Genomic DNA, 15,306 nt, shown 5'->3' on the forward strand with positions numbered 1-15,306 from the left:
TATTAAATATTCTGAATTATGAGTTTTAATATTTTTACCAGTTTTTTCGTTTTCTTTACTCTTTTTTCAGTGAGGCTTTCCCGGCACTCTTTTATTTGACTAACTGGAATAAATAAGTTAGCATTTTATATGCTACAGCATGTATACGAAGGAGTTTGGATTCTTTATGGAATTATTCAATCTGACTGGATTTCTTCTTCACCGTACAGATATGAAAATGACGAACTATTTTAAGAAGAGGTTAAAACAATTTGAGATCACGCCAGAGCAATGGGGAATTCTTAGTGTAATGGATGGAGAAAGAGCGATAACACAAAAAGAACTTTCAGATGCTATTGACCGCGATCAAACCACAGTCGTCAGAATGATTTACTCGCTTGAAAAAAAGGGAATCGTCATTCGCACTTTAAATGACGCGGATAAACGCTCTCATAACTTGTTGCTGAGTGACAAAGGGATGGAGCTAAAATCAAAGCTTCTACCCGTTGTTACCGAAGCGCATAACCATGTAACGCAAAACCTTACCGATGTAGAGATTGCAGAATTGCATGCATTGCTCGACAAACTATACCAAGTAGTAAAAGATGAATAAATGGAGATGCAGATACTTTCTCCATCAAATACATGCTATAGCATATATTCAATTTGATACGGAATAACGAAAGTGAGGAAGCCGTCATGATCCTAATCGTTTTGCAAGTCATTGTTGCGATCTTCTTTATGTTTACAGGTACAAAAATTATTTCCGGTAAAATGGCGAATGAGTTTGATCGATTTGGACTCCCTCCCCTCTTTAACTTCTTAACTGGCTTTATTGAAATCATCAGTTCCATTGGCTTGATTATTGGAATATGGTTTTCGATCGCTGCGTTACTATCAGGATTACTTTTAGGCGTGACCATGTTGGTAGCTGCCTTCATCCTACTCGTGATTGCTAGAGATCCTTTTCCGAAAGCAATACCGGCGCTCGTTCTTTCCTTTTTGTCCTTTTTAATCTCGACGTATCATTTTTAGTCTAGGCAGGGGAATCTCAACCAAACTAAGGATACAGTCATAACAGCGGCGAGTCCAAGACATTATTATCATGTCGTAGGTCGCCGCTGTTTCATTTATTGAGTCAGTCTAGGACTTGTTTTCATTCCTACAAAGCATTCTCAGCCCCATGAGGACTGCCCATGCTTGCTGCTGTTCTTTGAAAAAGAAGCGGAGCGGTTGACCGTTTTGTACATCGATCAGCGTATCGTGGCTGCTGGCCCGTAACTCGTACTCCATACCAGCTACCTCTGCAACAGGAGCTTCGTCTCGAAGGAAGAGTCGCAATCTTCCGCCTTCCCCTGACGTGTACGTCCCGACGAGCTTCTCTAGCTCTTCTCTCGTTGGCGTATAAAGCGGAGCTTCGTCTTCTTTGTGTGCAAGCGGCAAACCAAGGGCAGCATTCACAGCAGCCAGCCATACGCCCCGGATCGGCACGTTTTCCAGGTTGGAAAGAACGGTGACGACTAGACCTTTTTCTGGTACAAACCCGAAGTTCGACGACACCCCTGGCTGACCGCCCCCATGCTCAACTAGCGTTATTCCTGCATAATTGGGGGTTGTTTTGAGCGCATAGCCATACCAGGCGTCTTTTGTCAGTCGATGAACCGGCTGCCACATGGCTCTAAGCGAGGCTCCATCTGCTACCTGCTTCTCTTTATAGCGCCCGGCATTGATATAGAGCTGACCGTATTTCAGCAAATCAACGACATTGGAGCGAATGCCTCCCCCCACTTCATAATTGCCAAGCGTGGGCCACGGCACCTTTTTTAGTTGCTGCTCCTCCCCTTTGACATAAGGGACGGAGACATCGGAAAAGCGAGCGACTTCTTCCAGGTTATAGGTCGAGCGATTCATTTCGAGCGGCGCTAGCAGGCGTTCTGTTACATAGGTACGGTAGCGCTGCCCAGTGACACGCTCGATAATAGCTCCTAGCAGGAGAAACATGTCATTACTGTAACTGATATACTCCCCCGGCGCACCAAGGGGGACAAATTGGACTTCGTTCAAATAGGCAATATGCTCGGGGAGTCTCGTCAGTTCTTCACGACGCAGCAGCGGTGGAACACCTGAAGTGTGAGAGAGCAAATGGTGAATTGTGATTTTGTCAGTATGTATGTCCCCCTTTACTTGTAAATCAGGCAAATAGCTGCGAATTGAGTCGTCAACTGTCAGCTTGCCTTCTGCCACTAGCTGCATGATGGCAGCAGCCGTAACTGATTTGGTAACCGAAGCAATACCGAAAATGGTCCCGGGTGTTACTGGCTGATTCGTCCCCAGATCGGTGACACCAAAGCCTTTTTGATAGATGGTCTCACCATCCCGGGAGATGCCAATGGAGAGGCCCGGCACCTTTTCCTTCTCCATAAACTGCTGCACAAATGCTTCTAGAGCTGAAACGCTTGCGTGGTCCATTCTATTCCCCTGCCTTTGGCTATAGATTCTAGTTAGCAAAAAGAGTGTTCCCAAAGCCATTCAACATGCCTTAGGAACACTCCTTTTCTACGTAATCTCATATTTTTTCATTTTATTGTACAATGTGCCCCGGGAAACCCCCAGCAGCTTCGCTGCCTTTGTGTAGTTATAGCGGCTATCGTTCAATGCTTTCACGATTTGCGTACGTTCATCATCTAGCGGCGTGGGCTGCAAAAGCCGTTTGCTGTCTTCCGTTGTCCCTGTTGACTCTTGGATCATATCCGGTATATGCCATGGGAAGATTCGGTCATCATCTGCAAAGACGACAGCATGCTCGATCGCATTTTTCAGCTCACGGACATTTCCTGGCCAATCGTATAATCGCAGTGCGTCCATCGTGTCGGGCATTAAGCGGTATGCAAATGATCCGTGTCTGTGAGCGCCCAAAAAGTGTTCGGCCATCGGGACGATGTCTTCTTTTCGCTCGCGCAGTGGTGGGACTTTTAGTTCTATCGAATTCAACCGGTAGTAGAGATCCAAACGGAATTGTCCAGCGTCAGCCATTCTTTTCAGATCCTTATTGCTGGCAGCGACGATCCGAATGTCTAAAGGGCGAGCCTTGTATTCTCCGATGCGGGTCACTTGCTTCTCCTGCAATACGCGCAGCAGCATCGCCTGAATCGGCAGTGGGAGCTCCGCGATTTCATCCAGGAACAAGGTGCCCCCGTCCGCAACTTCAAACAACCCCACTTTCCCTTCCTTCAAGCCGCCCGTAAACGTCCCCGGCGCATAGCCAAACAATTCGCTCGCGACCAGATCATGGGCAAAAGCGGCGCAGTTTACCGCAACAAAAGGCTTATGTCTTCGCAAGCTATGGTCGTGAATGTACTGGGATAGTACTTCTTTCCCTGTTCCGCTTTCCCCGATTAAGAGCACAGACATATTACGCCCAGCGACCTTGTCCAATTTTTGCAGCAAACCAAGCCACTGTGGTGACTCTCCCACCATTTCTTTCGTAGTTCCCTTGATAGCCAGTCCACGGTTTTGGGATGGATTGTCGGCAATTTCAACGATTTTCGCAGAACGCGCAGGTTGGCGGCGCATTTGAATAAGCGCACCGATCATCCGATTTTTGTAGTACACGAGCTGAAGTCTGCCTGTAGCAGGATCGGGAGAAAAAGGCAAAGGCCGCTCAGCCGGAACGATTGTGGATAACAAGGAAAGGTCGGATTGCTCCTGACAAGATTGGAAGAAGCGCTGCCAGTCGAATCTGTTACACCACTCCTGCTGGTCGCTCGTAGTCGGATCATTGCTCCGTACGATCTGCCCCTCCAAATCAATGGCCACCAGTAAATCATTGGTAATGGACAGCTCTTTTTCTAAAAACGTATTTTCGAGATACAGCCGATGAATTTGAAGCTGATTGAAAATCTCCATCTCCATGCTTTTCGCAACCGTTTGTGTTAAGACCAAGGCATGGGCAGGAAAGTCTTCTGCAAAGCTCGTCAAATCCAATACGCCAATCACCTGTTTCGTGATCGGATGAAAAATCGGCACACCCGCGCAGGAAATGTTTTGCCAGCTCTCACAAAAGTGTTGTGCATCATGGATGACGACTGGCTGCCCCGCCACGAGGGTGGTGCCGAACGCAGTCGTTCCGCATAGCTCCTCGCTCCACACTCCACCTGGAACTGCATTGAAGCTGGTTAACAGCTCCATCAATTGGTGGTCGGCATTGACATGGAGTAATCTCGCTTTATGATCTGCAAGCATGATGGAGTATTTTGTATGAATGAAAGATTGGATCTTTGGGATAATCGATTGATATGCATGGTATAACAAGCTGGATTCCTGTAGCATGTGGACATCCATTTGGTTGAGTACTTCAGGCGTTTTTCGCAAATTCGGATCGATTTTATAGGACAGGCTCCTGCTCCACGACTCTGAAATACTGACGGGAACATCAGCCTTCACTTGTCCAGCAGAGAGAAACGTCTCTCTGGCATTCATCCGATTTTTGTACATAGCCTACCCTCCCATCTAGTTATCTCTCCTTCTTTTATTATACCTCTATACCGTATGGCATTCTACAGCTGTTGCCAGTAATGAGCTTCAAAGACCTGCAAGACCCTGGTCCAGACTTTAGTGGTGAAGAGAAAAAAGAAGAAAACGCTCAAGTTCTTGGTCTACCTGCCGTGAGGCAGTTCTGCCCAGCTCCATGGAAAAAACGAAACCCGCGTCCAAAGTCGCGCATCTAAGGAGCGTCTCAGAGGTGGACGCTAAAGGCAGGTTTCCTTTTTTCCATTACGCTTCGGTTGGTATCCCAAAGACTTTCGCTTATTTCTTCTTTTTTCTCTTACAGCTACGGTGGTTTTACTCGCTAAAAAGATTATTGCTCAGATTAAGCTTACGAAGATACTTCGATGAATAGCTTCCGAGATCATTGCATCCTCCCATGAATAAAAGATCAAAGACTTTGACAAAAGCCACGTAGAAGAAGCGCATTTCCAGTCCAAGTGCCTCTGGAGCCCAACCCAGCTCCGGAATAAATGGCGGGGAATTTAAGCTTCACTTATGGAACTCTTCCTCGAAACTTCTACGTTTGAAGCGCTCCCGCCATTTATTCCGGAGCGGGCAGTCAATCCCCCTTGCGGGGCGTAGGCCGAAGCGTAGACTGGAAATGCGCTTCTTCCCCCACTACAGCTACTTAAAAAAACAAATCCCTTCGGTCTTTTGAACGGAAGGGATTTGGCTTTTATCTATTAAAACGGAAACGGACGAGTTTCCTTCTGAATGGATACCCAGCGTGGAGACGTAAACTCATGCAGAGACCAGTCGCTGCCATGGCGTCCCAAGCCGGATGATTTTTCTCCGCCAAATGGTACGTTCGGCTCGGTGTTGATGCTTTGATCGTTGATATGCATCATACCTGTTTCGATTTGCAGAGCGACTTCTACACCATGCTCCAAATCGCGTGTAAACAAAGATCCGCTCAAGCCAAAATCAGTTTCGTTTGCGATGCGGATTGCTTCCTCTTCGCTATCCACCGGCAAAATATTGGCAACAGGACCGAATACTTCATTCTTTGCTGTCGCCATATCATTCGTGACATCTGCCAGAATCACTGGCTCCATCAGTGTGCCTTTTACTTCACCGCGTTTGATGACACGCGCACCTTCCGCGATTGCTTGATCGACCAAGCCTTGAATTTTATCCACTTGTCTTTCGTTAATAAGCGGACCGACAAAGGTATTCGGGTCTGCTGGATTGCCCGCTTGGATGACGGAAGATTTTTTCGCGAAAGCGTCAATAAATTGATCATAGATTTTGCGATGAACGATAATGCGGTTCAACGCCATGCAAACTTGTCCTTGGTGGAGGAATTTCCCGAAGACAGCCGCACTTGCTGCTTGCTCGATATCTGCATCTTCCAGGACGATCATCACGTTGTTTCCGCCTAATTCCAAAGAAGCTTTCTTCAAGTTTCTGCCGCAGATTTCACCGATTCGACGACCAGCAGCGGAAGAGCCTGTGAAGGAAATGACTTTTGGAATCGGATTTTCGATCATGGCATCGCCGATTTCCGCAATATCTGCAACAACTACGTTAAACAAGCCTTTTGGCAGTCCAACTTCTTCAAGTAGCTTCGCAATGACCAATCCACCGGAGATGTATGTTTGCAGATCCGGCTTGACCACAACGCCGTTACCAGTAGCCAGAGCAGGGATGATGGCACGGATAGACAAGTACAGTGGGAAGTTAAACGGACTGATTACACCTACTACCCCAACTGGCAGATGGTAGACGCGGTTTTCTTTGCCCGGAATGAAGGAAGGCAATATTTCGCCTTTCATCCGTAATGGCAAGGAAGCATATTCCTTGATATCGCCGACCACAAAATCAACTTCCGCGTTTGCTTTTGCAAATGTGCTGCCTGTCTCGGAGACTAAAATATTCACGAGCAGCTCACGATTTTTTTCTACCACTTCTGCGATTTTGTGAATGATGCCAGAGCGAACGTACGCATTCGTTTTTGCCCACTCTTTCTGTGCTGCTTTTGCAGATCGGTACGCCTGCTCTACATCTTCAACCGTAGCCAGCTTGATACTCACCAGCTCGGATTGATCGTATGGGTTGCGGTTGGTATAGCTATTCTGGCTCTTTCCTTCTCGCCATTCGCCATCAATGAATTGTTTTGTGTACTCGTTGAAAATGTTGCTCATATAAAGTGTCCTCCTAGCTTAGTCCATCTTGATGATTGCTTTGATTGTTTTACCGCTATGAGAATCGGCTACCGCTTGGTTGATTTCATCGAAACGATAGAATTTTACCAGCTTGTCCATCGGGAATTTCCCTTGCTTGTACAAATTGATCAGCTGCGGAATGAAAATGCGCGGTACGCAAGCCCCTTCTACCACGCCCGTAATAGTTTTGTTGAGCAAGAGCAAGTCGTTCGTATCGATTTTCTCATTGGTTCCGAGTGGAGGTGCCCCGATTTGCGCTACGACTCCGCAGAATGTGAGTGCATCGACAGCTTGACGCAACACGCCTGGTCGACCAGCAGTTTCTGCTGCATAGTTTACGCCGCCATTGGTAATCTTCTTGATCTCTTCTACCGGATCAACGTTTCGCGCATTAATGACATGGGTCGCACCCAGTTCTTTTGCCAGCTCAAGACGGTTATCATGCACATCGACCGCAATGATCGTGCCGCAGCCGATTGCATTCGCAGCCATGATCGCGCTAAGGCCAACCGCTCCTGCACCAAATACGGCAATGCTTGATCCTGCCTCTGGCTTCAGCCTGTTTATAACCGTTCCACTACCTGTTTGAATACCGCATCCAAGTGGTCCCAAAAGAGCCAAATCCACATCTTTGTCTACTTTCACCAGATTGCGCTCATTTACAATCGTGTACGTTCCAAAAGAGGACTGACCGAAGAAGTTGGACAATCCTTTCTCTTCGCAGTGATGTCTTTTTGTCCCATCTTCCATATTGCCAAGGAAGTTCAGCTCGAAAAATCTTTCACATACATACGGGCGTCCGCTCAAGCAATAGTGGCATTTTCCGCAATGGGCAAAACCGAGCACCACATGATCGCCAGGCTGTACATAAGTAACACCCTCGCCTACCTTTTCAACTACTCCCGCACCTTCATGGCCCAAAACAGCAGGAAGCGGAACAGGATATTCTTGATCACGCGCAATCATATCTGTGTGGCAAATTCCAGAAGCTACGACGCGAATCAGAACTTCTCCGCTCTTAGGTTCATCGAGTTGAATTGTTTCAATACGAAATTCTTCACCTTTTGAGTGAGTAACAGCAGCTTTCATTTGCATAAAATATCCCTCCGGTGATTTCTTCGCACCACTCGATCATTTTTCGAGGATTAACCTACCAGATTCATTTATGATTTCGTAAAGACACCTGAATATAGCACCTTGCTGTAGGAAATGAAGAAAAATCCAATCGAGTGTTGTGCGTCGAGAGTAACGTAATAGTTTCTCTTCTCCGAGGATTATTCTATTAGCAACTTTCATGCCAATCATATCTTTCAACTGAAAAGGAACGAAATCCGGACTCTATCCGCACTTTTTCTACGCGTACATTTGTCGATTGCCTTTGAACGAATTGAACAAGTTGTCTAGCTCACATTGAACAAATTGTTCAAAGTAAGACAAAAAACAAAGGCATCGCCCTCTTGTTTGCAAGAATGGGCAATGCCTTTTGATTTCTCTCGGTATTTCTAGCTGGGAGCGACCGTTATTTTGCTTTCCCCCATTCTACCTCCTCCCATTCAAATGAATAGGCCAGCACATCGATACATGAATCATGCGCGCATAATACCCAATGCTTTACTCGCGGGGATGTGAATCCAAAAGCTTCTTTCACGTTCGATTCCACAACCTCATAGAATCCAGGGTTCGGGCAAACATTCGTTTCGTTCCATTCATCACTGATAGACAAGCTTCCGTCATAGTACGGATCAAGCATGCTGAAATCATATCGTTCATAACCGTCTATTTTACCGTATTTCGTAAAAAGACCGATCGCCTTGAATGTAATTTTGATCATAGCACTGCCGGCTTTATTGTATTCGTCGTCTGGAATGTCATCCCCGTATTGCTCTTGTAGCTTAGACATGACCTCGTCGTATCGCTTTTGATTAAATCCACACATCACTTCCACGCTTACTTCCCGATCCTCATAACCAGTAAAACCGGCAAAATCATGGGAGGGACTGATCATCCAGGGAACTTCGACGGGTACAACTTTCATTTGGCTCATCGATTCACCTCCGCTTCAAAGAACACCATTTCATCAAATGTAATCCCCAGAACACTAAGTCCATAAATTTCATCGTTTTTCAGAGCACTACCCTCATCTATTTTTTTAAAATAAACAGAAGGAGACGTGCCAGCTTTCAGTGCGATTGAAAACGATATTTTGGTAATTTCTAAAAAAATAACCGATATGCTGCACCAAGGCAGAAATATCGGCTTTCTAAACCTCTCCATATCAAGCGTTAATAAACTCCATCAGCTTCTTATTAAAATCATCCGCCTGACAAATTGGCAAACCGTGTCCACTGTTATCAAACGGAAACAGCTTCGACCCTTTGATTTGCTGCTGGGTGAGCTCGGCGCTTTTGAATGGGATCAATTGATCGTGAATCCCATGAAAGATTCCGGTTGGCACACGGATTTGACTCAAGTCATTGATTACATTCTCTCTCGATGCTGCTTGCATGATTTTGATGAGCGCATAGGACGCGGAGTCCAGCCCCATTTTGACAAACCACTGGAGCGTAGCAGTCCCTAAATTTCGATTGAAAAACTGCAAAGAAACCGTGTTTAATAACTCAGGTAAATTGGCGTACATCTGACTGATCAGCCCATCTGCTTGCTCCTTCGGGACGCCGTATGGAGAACCCGGCATTTTCACAAAGGAAGGAGAAACCGCATCCACTAACGCCAATTTGGAAATATGGCGTCCCTCATAACGAGACATATACCGAATCGAAATGGCTCCACCCACTGAAAAACCTAGCAAGACGGCATCCCTTATCTTTAATGCTTCCAAAACGACATAGATGTCATCTGCTAAGCGATCATACGTATAGCCGCTCCACGGTTTGTCCGATTGGCCGTTGCCGCGTATGTCCATAGCAACACAGCGGAACCCATGCTGAGGAAGTACGTTGAATTGGTAGGAATACATGTTATGGTTGAGCGGCCAGCCGTGAACGAAAAAAATCGTTTTGCTATTCGGGCCAGGATTGAGGTCTTCAACGAAAACCGTGACACCCTTTTCGACTTCAATGTACATAACCCTACCTCCTGTTTCACACCATGCACTCTTTACACTCAAGGTATGTCACCAGTTGTAAGGTTATGTTACTACTCTCCTAAGTCCTGACTTGGATACGCATGAACGATGCGTCCTTTTCTTCCCCTAGTCGTGACTGCTTGCGAAAGAGAATGGTAGATGGCTTCCTCTGTCGCTTCTGCCGCAGCAGCAAACAGCTCGTTCATGATCGGGTGATCCTCGCGTAATTGCACGCGGTTTTCCGTAATGGCTGTTGTCTGATGTGGGATTTTTTGCGCTGTGGAAAAAGCGATAACGATGTCGCCGCTCCCGTGCCCAAAATGGCTCCCCGTTCGTCCCAAGCCGATTCCTGCGCGCTTTGCTACCCGAAGCAGTTGTCGATCACTGAGCGGCGCATCTGTCGCCAGTACGATGATGATGGAGCCATCCTCGGACTTCTCTACTGCGTTTTCATTGCTTTTACAGCTTGTGAACAGATTTGCTCCCAAGAAATCATTCTTGTTGCCAAAGTTGCTTAGTACCAAAGCCCCCAATGTATAGACCTGCTCCTCAGCCACAACGAGACGAGAAGACGAGCCGATACCACCTTTATAGCCAAAGGCAATCATCCCCGTCCCTGCCCCGACAGCTCCTTCTTCTACGGCCTGGTCCGTTGCGTTCTGAATCGCTTCTCGAGCATCTTCTGGGCGCACGACACAGCGGCGAATGGAATTGAGATGACCATCGTTGCATTCGCCCACGACAATGTTGATCGTCCCGGTCGTGTCCCCGATCTCTTCGTTCGTATCCAGCATGTATTGCAGAGTCCCTTGTGTAACTGCGGGAACGGAAAACGTATTGGTGAGCATGATCGGCGATTCCAATAACCCCAGCTCATTTACTTGCACGAGTCCCGTCGTTTTTCCGAAGCCATTGATCACATAGCTGGCTGCGGTTACCTTTTCGCGAAACAAGCTACCGCCATGTGGCAAAATAGCTGTCACTCCTGTGCATGCATAGTCGTCGTTGTCCAGCTCATGCTGGATCGTCACATGTCCCACTCGGACTCCGGCTACATCCGTAATGTCATTTTTCTTACCGACCGGCAGCCTCCCGATTGTCGCACCGAGCTGCCGAATTTTTTTCGTCATGCATTCCATTCCTTTCGTAAGGCTGTGCCGATCGTTTACACGGGACGATTGCGCAGAAAGTTCTCATAGGCAAACCCGTGCACTTCTTCTTCCTTAAAATGCTTGAGCAGCTCGTTGATCAGGTTTTGGCTCTGACCCGCATGCTCCAAGCCCACGACCTTTGCGGTAATGCCGTCGAAGTCGGAGCCGAGCCCGATATGACGCACGCCACCGAGTGAACAAAAATGATCGATATGCTTGATCAGATCATCTATCGTGGTTGGTATCGTTTCATTGATAAACTGAGTGCAGTAGACGACATGTACATTCGCGCCTTTGGCAAATAACGCTTTTGCCTGTTCATCCGTCAGATTGCGTGGATGGTCGCAGATCGCTCGTGCATTTGAATGACTCGCGATCGGGTATGTAGCGAGCTCAATCGTATCCCAGAAGCTGCCCTCCCCTAGATGTGAGACGTCCGTCAACATTTTATGCTCATTGTGAAACTGAATGATTTCCTTGCCAAAAGTTGTCAGTCCGGCATTCCTCGGTTCCAGCGCACCATCCGCAGCTAGATTCGCGAAGTTCCAGGTGAGGCCCACAGAGCGAACGCCTAACTGATACAAAATGTGCAGCTTCTTCAAATCGTTGCCGATTGGCTCTACACCTTCCAACGTCAGCAATGCTCCGATCTCACCCTCTTGCAAATGGTCGAGATCGCTCCAATCACGAATTTGTTTCATTTCTGGATGTTTTCCGAGCACCTCAGTATAAAAGTAATGAATTTGATCCAAAGCTTTTTGAAAACGTTGCTCCGTGGACAATTCAGGCGATGTCCAGATCGCATAGCACTGCAGCTTTACCCCGCCATCGTGCAGCCGTTTTCTGTTGACGTCTAGCTCGTCCGCATCCGCAAAGGACAGAGCCCCATTTTTCTCCCAAATTTTCAGAAGTGCATCACAGTGCAAATCGATAATCGGCATCTTGGTCATCTTTATCCACCCCTTGTACTAATTTCCTTTGAGAACACTACCTATTCTGTTAATTTTAAGGTAATGTATTTTGGAGAGCGAATCCAATAAATTATTGCTATAAGTCACTTAAGAAAACATGATCGAGGCATGTCCGAGGAGGAGCAGCCGCGTTTTTGCGGAAAGTTTAAACATGGTCGCTTTTACACTGTAAAGCACGTAAACTTTTCTACACGATTTAAAAATTCACATAATGGAGCCACTACTCATGAATATGGAGCAAATTGAAGCATTCATCTTTGTCGCCCTGACCGGGAGCTTCAGCAAAACGGCTGATTTGCTCTATCTGTCACAGCCCACGGTCAGCATGCGGATCAAGGCACTCGAAACGACTATGGGCTGTAAGCTGTTTCAACGTACGGGTCATACGATTTCTCTTACAAAGGAAGGCGATCTGTTCCTTCCCTATGCGAAAAACATCATGCACATGCTACAAGAGGGACAGCAAGCGATTCAGCGATCACAAGGCGATGTAGAGGGAGAATTGACCATCTCCACCGTTTTTGTCTCCGCCTTTTACATTTTGCCTGACCTCGTCCAGCAATTCCAACAGCTGTACCCCAAAATCAAGCTGACGATCCTCACCGGACATTCCCATCAGGTGCTCGATATGGTTCTGAACCACGAGGTGTCATTCGGAATTGCTCGTGCTGTTACCCATCCACAGATTAACCGGATTCAACTGATGCCGGATGACATGGTCTTAGCGATTTATCCCGACCATCCATTTTCTTTCCGCCATCAGGTTTCCATTGAAGAAGTCGCACGTGAACGACTGATCTTGTTCAATCGGGGCTCGCTCGACTGGAAGCTGATCAACAATGCGTTCAGCCATTTTCAGCTACAAAACAATGTCGTCATGGAGGCTGACAACATCGAAGTCGTGAAACGGATGGTTAAACAACGGCTGGGCATCGCCTTTTTGCCTCGCTTTGCCATCTCCAAGGACTTGAGTGAAGGCGAGCTGCAGGAAGTAGACGTCCTGAATCTGCCGCAAATCAACCGGAACTTCGAGCTGATTTACCTCAAGGATACACCTGTTCACGGGATTATGCGTACGTTTATCGACTTTTTGATGCAGAGTAAAGCCTTGCAGCAGTAGGATAGCCACCACATACTATTCATACAGATCCCCTGGAGGTGATTTCCCATGTCGTCTCATCTATTCGAACACGTAGCCAAAACACCCACTCTGCAGCAGCCCTTCCACAAAACGATGCCCCCACCTTCTGCATCCATCAAGCGAGATAGCCCGTCACACCTTATCCAGCTGCAGAAATCGATTGGAAATCGTACACTGATTCAATTAATGAAATCCCAGAGGCAGGGAATCGTGCCTAACAAACAGCCAATTCAACGCTTTAAAGACGAAGATGGCCATAATACGGCTCGTCGAGCAACCGCAGAAGAAGCTAGAAGCGAAGCTTTTCAAAATGATGAGATGCAAATGGATCATACCATCTCCCAGCATTCGCTGATCACGTTGAGCGAATTATTAGAGGGTATCCGGCAATTGCCGAACGAAACATTTAAGGCAGCCAAGGAATCCTACGCTCAACTTATACGCGAAGTAAAAGATGTCTCCGATAACGATGAAAAATGCACGAGGATTCAATTGGTGAATTTCTATAAGAACTTGGTGCCTGGATTTAAAGAAACGACTGGGAATCCCGGTTCAAAATTCGATCCTCAAATTGAGATGGTAAGCATGGCTAAGGAGTCGACAATCATCGCCAGAGAAAAGGCAATCTCTGAACAACTAAGAAAAATCGATTCGTTTATACGTAAGCTCTACCATTTGACCATGCTGTTTCCAAAAACGAAGCAAGATGATGATCTGGCCGAAGAGATGGATGAAGAGCTTTCCAAAATAATGAATGACATAAAGACCTGCTTGGAGAAGGTACGTCAGGAGTTCACGAAGGAACCAGGCTATGATGAAACCATCTGGTACAAATCTGAAACGAAAAATGTGAAGCGTGTACCTGCAGAATGGCTAAAAACGGGAGCAAGCAAGTTAGAGGATTTGGGCTCAGAGCAGCATTTATTAGGGTATGGAAAAGACAAAACAGCGAAACCAAACACGCAAGACACACAAGACGTACAAGATGCTTTCAAGGAAGCGACCTTTACTTGGGATTACCAGCTAACCAAATTTGATGAAAAAATCAAAGTGAAAGTAGTCATTTCCGAAAAATGCTGGAAGCACATTTACGCTCGGCATAAGTTGGAATACTTTGCGGGCGATGTGCAGGCGATCAATACATTTTGGAAAGACGATCCACATGGAACAATTACTCAAGAGCTCCTAGAGCCCGAGATCAACCTCCTCATCGAGAGATCGAAACTCTCATTACGAGATTTGCAAGAGGGGGATACAGATGCGATAAACGAAACAGCACACCATTTGTTCTTCCAAGGAAATATAGAAGTGGTGGAGGAAGTACAAAACATCGCCGAACCTGTAGCGAACCCCCAACTAGGAAGTAAAAGTAAAAACAAAAAGAGGAATCAAAAAAAATCCCCCAAAACTGAAATCAAGTACCCCATTAAAAGCATCCACATCACATTGGAATCCGTGGCACCACAAAGCCCCGAGCTAGCCTACGCAGTTGAACCCACTCTTCTGCAAAATGAATATTACAATAAACGAGAGTTACAGAGACTATTTCCCCCGAAACAAGGAAGTGAGAGCGTCGAAGAGGAGTAACAATTGAAAAAGCTGAGTCGCTCTCATGCTTTTTTCCGTGCTCGCAATTTCGTACGAATGATCATCTCCGCCGTCATGACAAGTCCAATCATGGCGACATATACACCGATTGTGTAGCTGAGCTCATACGGCAATCCTACTACCTTCTCTACGATCAGCTTCACGAGATGAATCGCCATGTTGGTGAACAAGAAGACGAAACTCCGGACCATCCATTCCTTATGCTGCATGACTTGGCGCTTTTTAATTTTGACGAGTGCCGTAATGGTGATGGCCGGCCAGATGACGTTCAACAAGTGGAAGGGCCAACTCGCCACTTTTCCACCCGTTACATAAGGGGCCATAAATCCCGAGGTGACTACCACAACCAACACACTAAAAAGATAAACATAGCCTGTTACTTTATGTAGCTTGCGGTTCTCTGCGAGCAGCTTGTCCGAAAAGTTAGCCACTCCACAGACCAGGGCAATCAGAGCGAAAAACAAATGGACATACATCACCGTAAGCCAGATCGATGTGTTCATTCGCTCTTTGTTGTAATCAGACTTGTGACTGAGAAAGCCTTTCGCTTCTGGATCGATGATAAAGTTTTGCACGAGTGCATACGTGATCGCTATACAAGCGACGAAAATGACAATCGAATACGGTTTGATACGGTTCATCCTGTCACACAACCCTT

Annotated in this window: 14 protein-coding genes; 5 read left to right on the forward strand and 9 right to left on the reverse strand. The window is 46.6% G+C overall.

Translation table 11 applies throughout. The annotated features are described in order from the left end of the window. The first annotated feature begins 166 nt into the window (after positions 1–166). Positions 167–592, forward strand: a complete 426-nt coding sequence (locus tag ACFVS2_RS12200; protein ID WP_390234131.1) for a MarR family winged helix-turn-helix transcriptional regulator — start codon at positions 167–169, stop codon at positions 590–592. Between the two features lie 86 nt (positions 593–678). After that, positions 679–1,014 (forward strand): DoxX family protein, encoded by a 336-nt coding sequence (locus tag ACFVS2_RS12205; RefSeq protein ID WP_390234133.1) that lies wholly within the window; start codon positions 679–681, stop codon positions 1,012–1,014. 108 nt (positions 1,015–1,122) lie between these two features. On the opposite strand, the gene ACFVS2_RS12210 is transcribed toward ACFVS2_RS12205, so the two are convergent. Together ACFVS2_RS12210 and ACFVS2_RS12215 are read right to left on the reverse strand one after the other, a co-directional pair. Continuing rightward, positions 1,123–2,448: a serine hydrolase domain-containing protein gene (locus ACFVS2_RS12210; protein ID WP_390234135.1), complete on the reverse strand. Its 1,326-nt coding sequence runs from the start codon at positions 2,446–2,448 to the stop codon at positions 1,123–1,125. Between the two features lie 87 nt (positions 2,449–2,535). Then, positions 2,536–4,473 carry a sigma-54-dependent Fis family transcriptional regulator gene (locus tag ACFVS2_RS12215; RefSeq protein ID WP_390234138.1) on the reverse strand — a complete coding sequence of 646 codons (1,938 nt, stop codon included), beginning with the start codon at positions 4,471–4,473 and terminating at the stop codon, positions 2,536–2,538. 80 nt (positions 4,474–4,553) lie between these two features. Between ACFVS2_RS12215 and ACFVS2_RS12220 the strand changes: the two genes are divergently transcribed. Continuing rightward, positions 4,554–4,706, forward strand: a complete 153-nt coding sequence (locus ACFVS2_RS12220; protein WP_390234141.1) for a hypothetical protein — start codon at positions 4,554–4,556, stop codon at positions 4,704–4,706. Between the two features lie 504 nt (positions 4,707–5,210). On the opposite strand, the gene ACFVS2_RS12225 is transcribed toward ACFVS2_RS12220, so the two are convergent. The 6 genes from ACFVS2_RS12225 to ACFVS2_RS12250 form a co-directional block, all read right to left on the reverse strand. Continuing rightward, the gene (locus ACFVS2_RS12225; RefSeq protein ID WP_390234143.1) at positions 5,211–6,671 is read right to left on the reverse strand and encodes an aldehyde dehydrogenase family protein; all 1,461 of its coding nucleotides are present in this window, start codon (positions 6,669–6,671) and stop codon (positions 5,211–5,213) included. An 18-nt stretch (positions 6,672–6,689) separates the two neighbouring features. Further along, entirely contained in the window at positions 6,690–7,787 is a 1,098-nt protein-coding gene (locus ACFVS2_RS12230; protein ID WP_390234146.1) for an NAD(P)-dependent alcohol dehydrogenase, read from the reverse strand. Positions 7,788–8,211: 424 nt separating this feature from the next. Beyond that, the gene (locus ACFVS2_RS12235; RefSeq protein WP_173619179.1) at positions 8,212–8,736 is read right to left on the reverse strand and encodes a hypothetical protein; all 525 of its coding nucleotides are present in this window, start codon (positions 8,734–8,736) and stop codon (positions 8,212–8,214) included. A gap of 231 nt (positions 8,737–8,967) precedes the next feature. Further along, positions 8,968–9,777 (reverse strand): alpha/beta fold hydrolase, encoded by an 810-nt coding sequence (locus ACFVS2_RS12240; protein ID WP_173619180.1) that lies wholly within the window; start codon positions 9,775–9,777, stop codon positions 8,968–8,970. A 71-nt stretch (positions 9,778–9,848) separates the two neighbouring features. Then, entirely contained in the window at positions 9,849–10,907 is a 1,059-nt protein-coding gene (locus ACFVS2_RS12245; protein WP_390234150.1) for a DmpA family aminopeptidase, read from the reverse strand. A 35-nt stretch (positions 10,908–10,942) separates the two neighbouring features. Further along, the gene (locus tag ACFVS2_RS12250) at positions 10,943–11,878 is read right to left on the reverse strand and encodes a dipeptidase (protein WP_390234153.1); all 936 of its coding nucleotides are present in this window, start codon (positions 11,876–11,878) and stop codon (positions 10,943–10,945) included. A 247-nt stretch (positions 11,879–12,125) separates the two neighbouring features. Here ACFVS2_RS12250 and ACFVS2_RS12255 point away from each other — a divergent pair, with 247 nt between their 5' ends. Beyond that, entirely contained in the window at positions 12,126–13,019 is an 894-nt protein-coding gene (locus tag ACFVS2_RS12255; RefSeq protein WP_173619183.1) for a LysR family transcriptional regulator, read from the forward strand. A gap of 48 nt (positions 13,020–13,067) precedes the next feature. Beyond that, positions 13,068–14,627, forward strand: coding sequence for a hypothetical protein (locus ACFVS2_RS12260; protein WP_390234156.1), 1,560 nt, complete (start codon positions 13,068–13,070; stop codon positions 14,625–14,627). Positions 14,628–14,650: 23 nt separating this feature from the next. Here the strand turns inward: ACFVS2_RS12260 and ACFVS2_RS12265 are convergent, their stop codons facing one another. After that, the gene (locus ACFVS2_RS12265; RefSeq protein ID WP_390234159.1) at positions 14,651–15,289 is read right to left on the reverse strand and encodes a DUF2306 domain-containing protein; all 639 of its coding nucleotides are present in this window, start codon (positions 15,287–15,289) and stop codon (positions 14,651–14,653) included. Positions 15,290–15,306 lie beyond the last annotated feature (17 nt).

It is taken from the genome of Brevibacillus sp. NPDC058079, assembly GCF_042885155.1.
In the GTDB taxonomy this organism is placed as follows: domain Bacteria; phylum Bacillota; class Bacilli; order Brevibacillales; family Brevibacillaceae; genus Brevibacillus.

Excerpts from the sequence above, each read along its gene's own strand:
- ACFVS2_RS12200 (WP_390234131.1), top strand. The coding sequence starts at position 167 with ATGGAATTATTCAATCTGACTGGATTTCTTCTTCACCGTACAGATATG.
- ACFVS2_RS12205 (WP_390234133.1), top strand. The coding sequence starts at position 679 with ATGATCCTAATCGTTTTGCAAGTCATTGTTGCGATCTTCTTTATGTTT.
- ACFVS2_RS12210 (WP_390234135.1), bottom strand. The coding sequence starts at position 2,448 with ATGGACCACGCAAGCGTTTCAGCTCTAGAAGCATTTGTGCAGCAGTTT.
- ACFVS2_RS12215 (WP_390234138.1), bottom strand. The coding sequence starts at position 4,473 with ATGTACAAAAATCGGATGAATGCCAGAGAGACGTTTCTCTCTGCTGGA.
- ACFVS2_RS12220 (WP_390234141.1), top strand. The coding sequence starts at position 4,554 with ATGAGCTTCAAAGACCTGCAAGACCCTGGTCCAGACTTTAGTGGTGAA.
- ACFVS2_RS12225 (WP_390234143.1), bottom strand. The coding sequence starts at position 6,671 with ATGAGCAACATTTTCAACGAGTACACAAAACAATTCATTGATGGCGAA.
- ACFVS2_RS12230 (WP_390234146.1), bottom strand. The coding sequence starts at position 7,787 with ATGCAAATGAAAGCTGCTGTTACTCACTCAAAAGGTGAAGAATTTCGT.
- ACFVS2_RS12235 (WP_173619179.1), bottom strand. The coding sequence starts at position 8,736 with ATGAGCCAAATGAAAGTTGTACCCGTCGAAGTTCCCTGGATGATCAGT.
- ACFVS2_RS12240 (WP_173619180.1), bottom strand. The coding sequence starts at position 9,777 with ATGTACATTGAAGTCGAAAAGGGTGTCACGGTTTTCGTTGAAGACCTC.
- ACFVS2_RS12245 (WP_390234150.1), bottom strand. The coding sequence starts at position 10,907 with ATGACGAAAAAAATTCGGCAGCTCGGTGCGACAATCGGGAGGCTGCCG.
- ACFVS2_RS12250 (WP_390234153.1), bottom strand. The coding sequence starts at position 11,878 with ATGACCAAGATGCCGATTATCGATTTGCACTGTGATGCACTTCTGAAA.
- ACFVS2_RS12255 (WP_173619183.1), top strand. The coding sequence starts at position 12,126 with ATGAATATGGAGCAAATTGAAGCATTCATCTTTGTCGCCCTGACCGGG.
- ACFVS2_RS12260 (WP_390234156.1), top strand. The coding sequence starts at position 13,068 with ATGTCGTCTCATCTATTCGAACACGTAGCCAAAACACCCACTCTGCAG.
- ACFVS2_RS12265 (WP_390234159.1), bottom strand. The coding sequence starts at position 15,289 with ATGAACCGTATCAAACCGTATTCGATTGTCATTTTCGTCGCTTGTATA.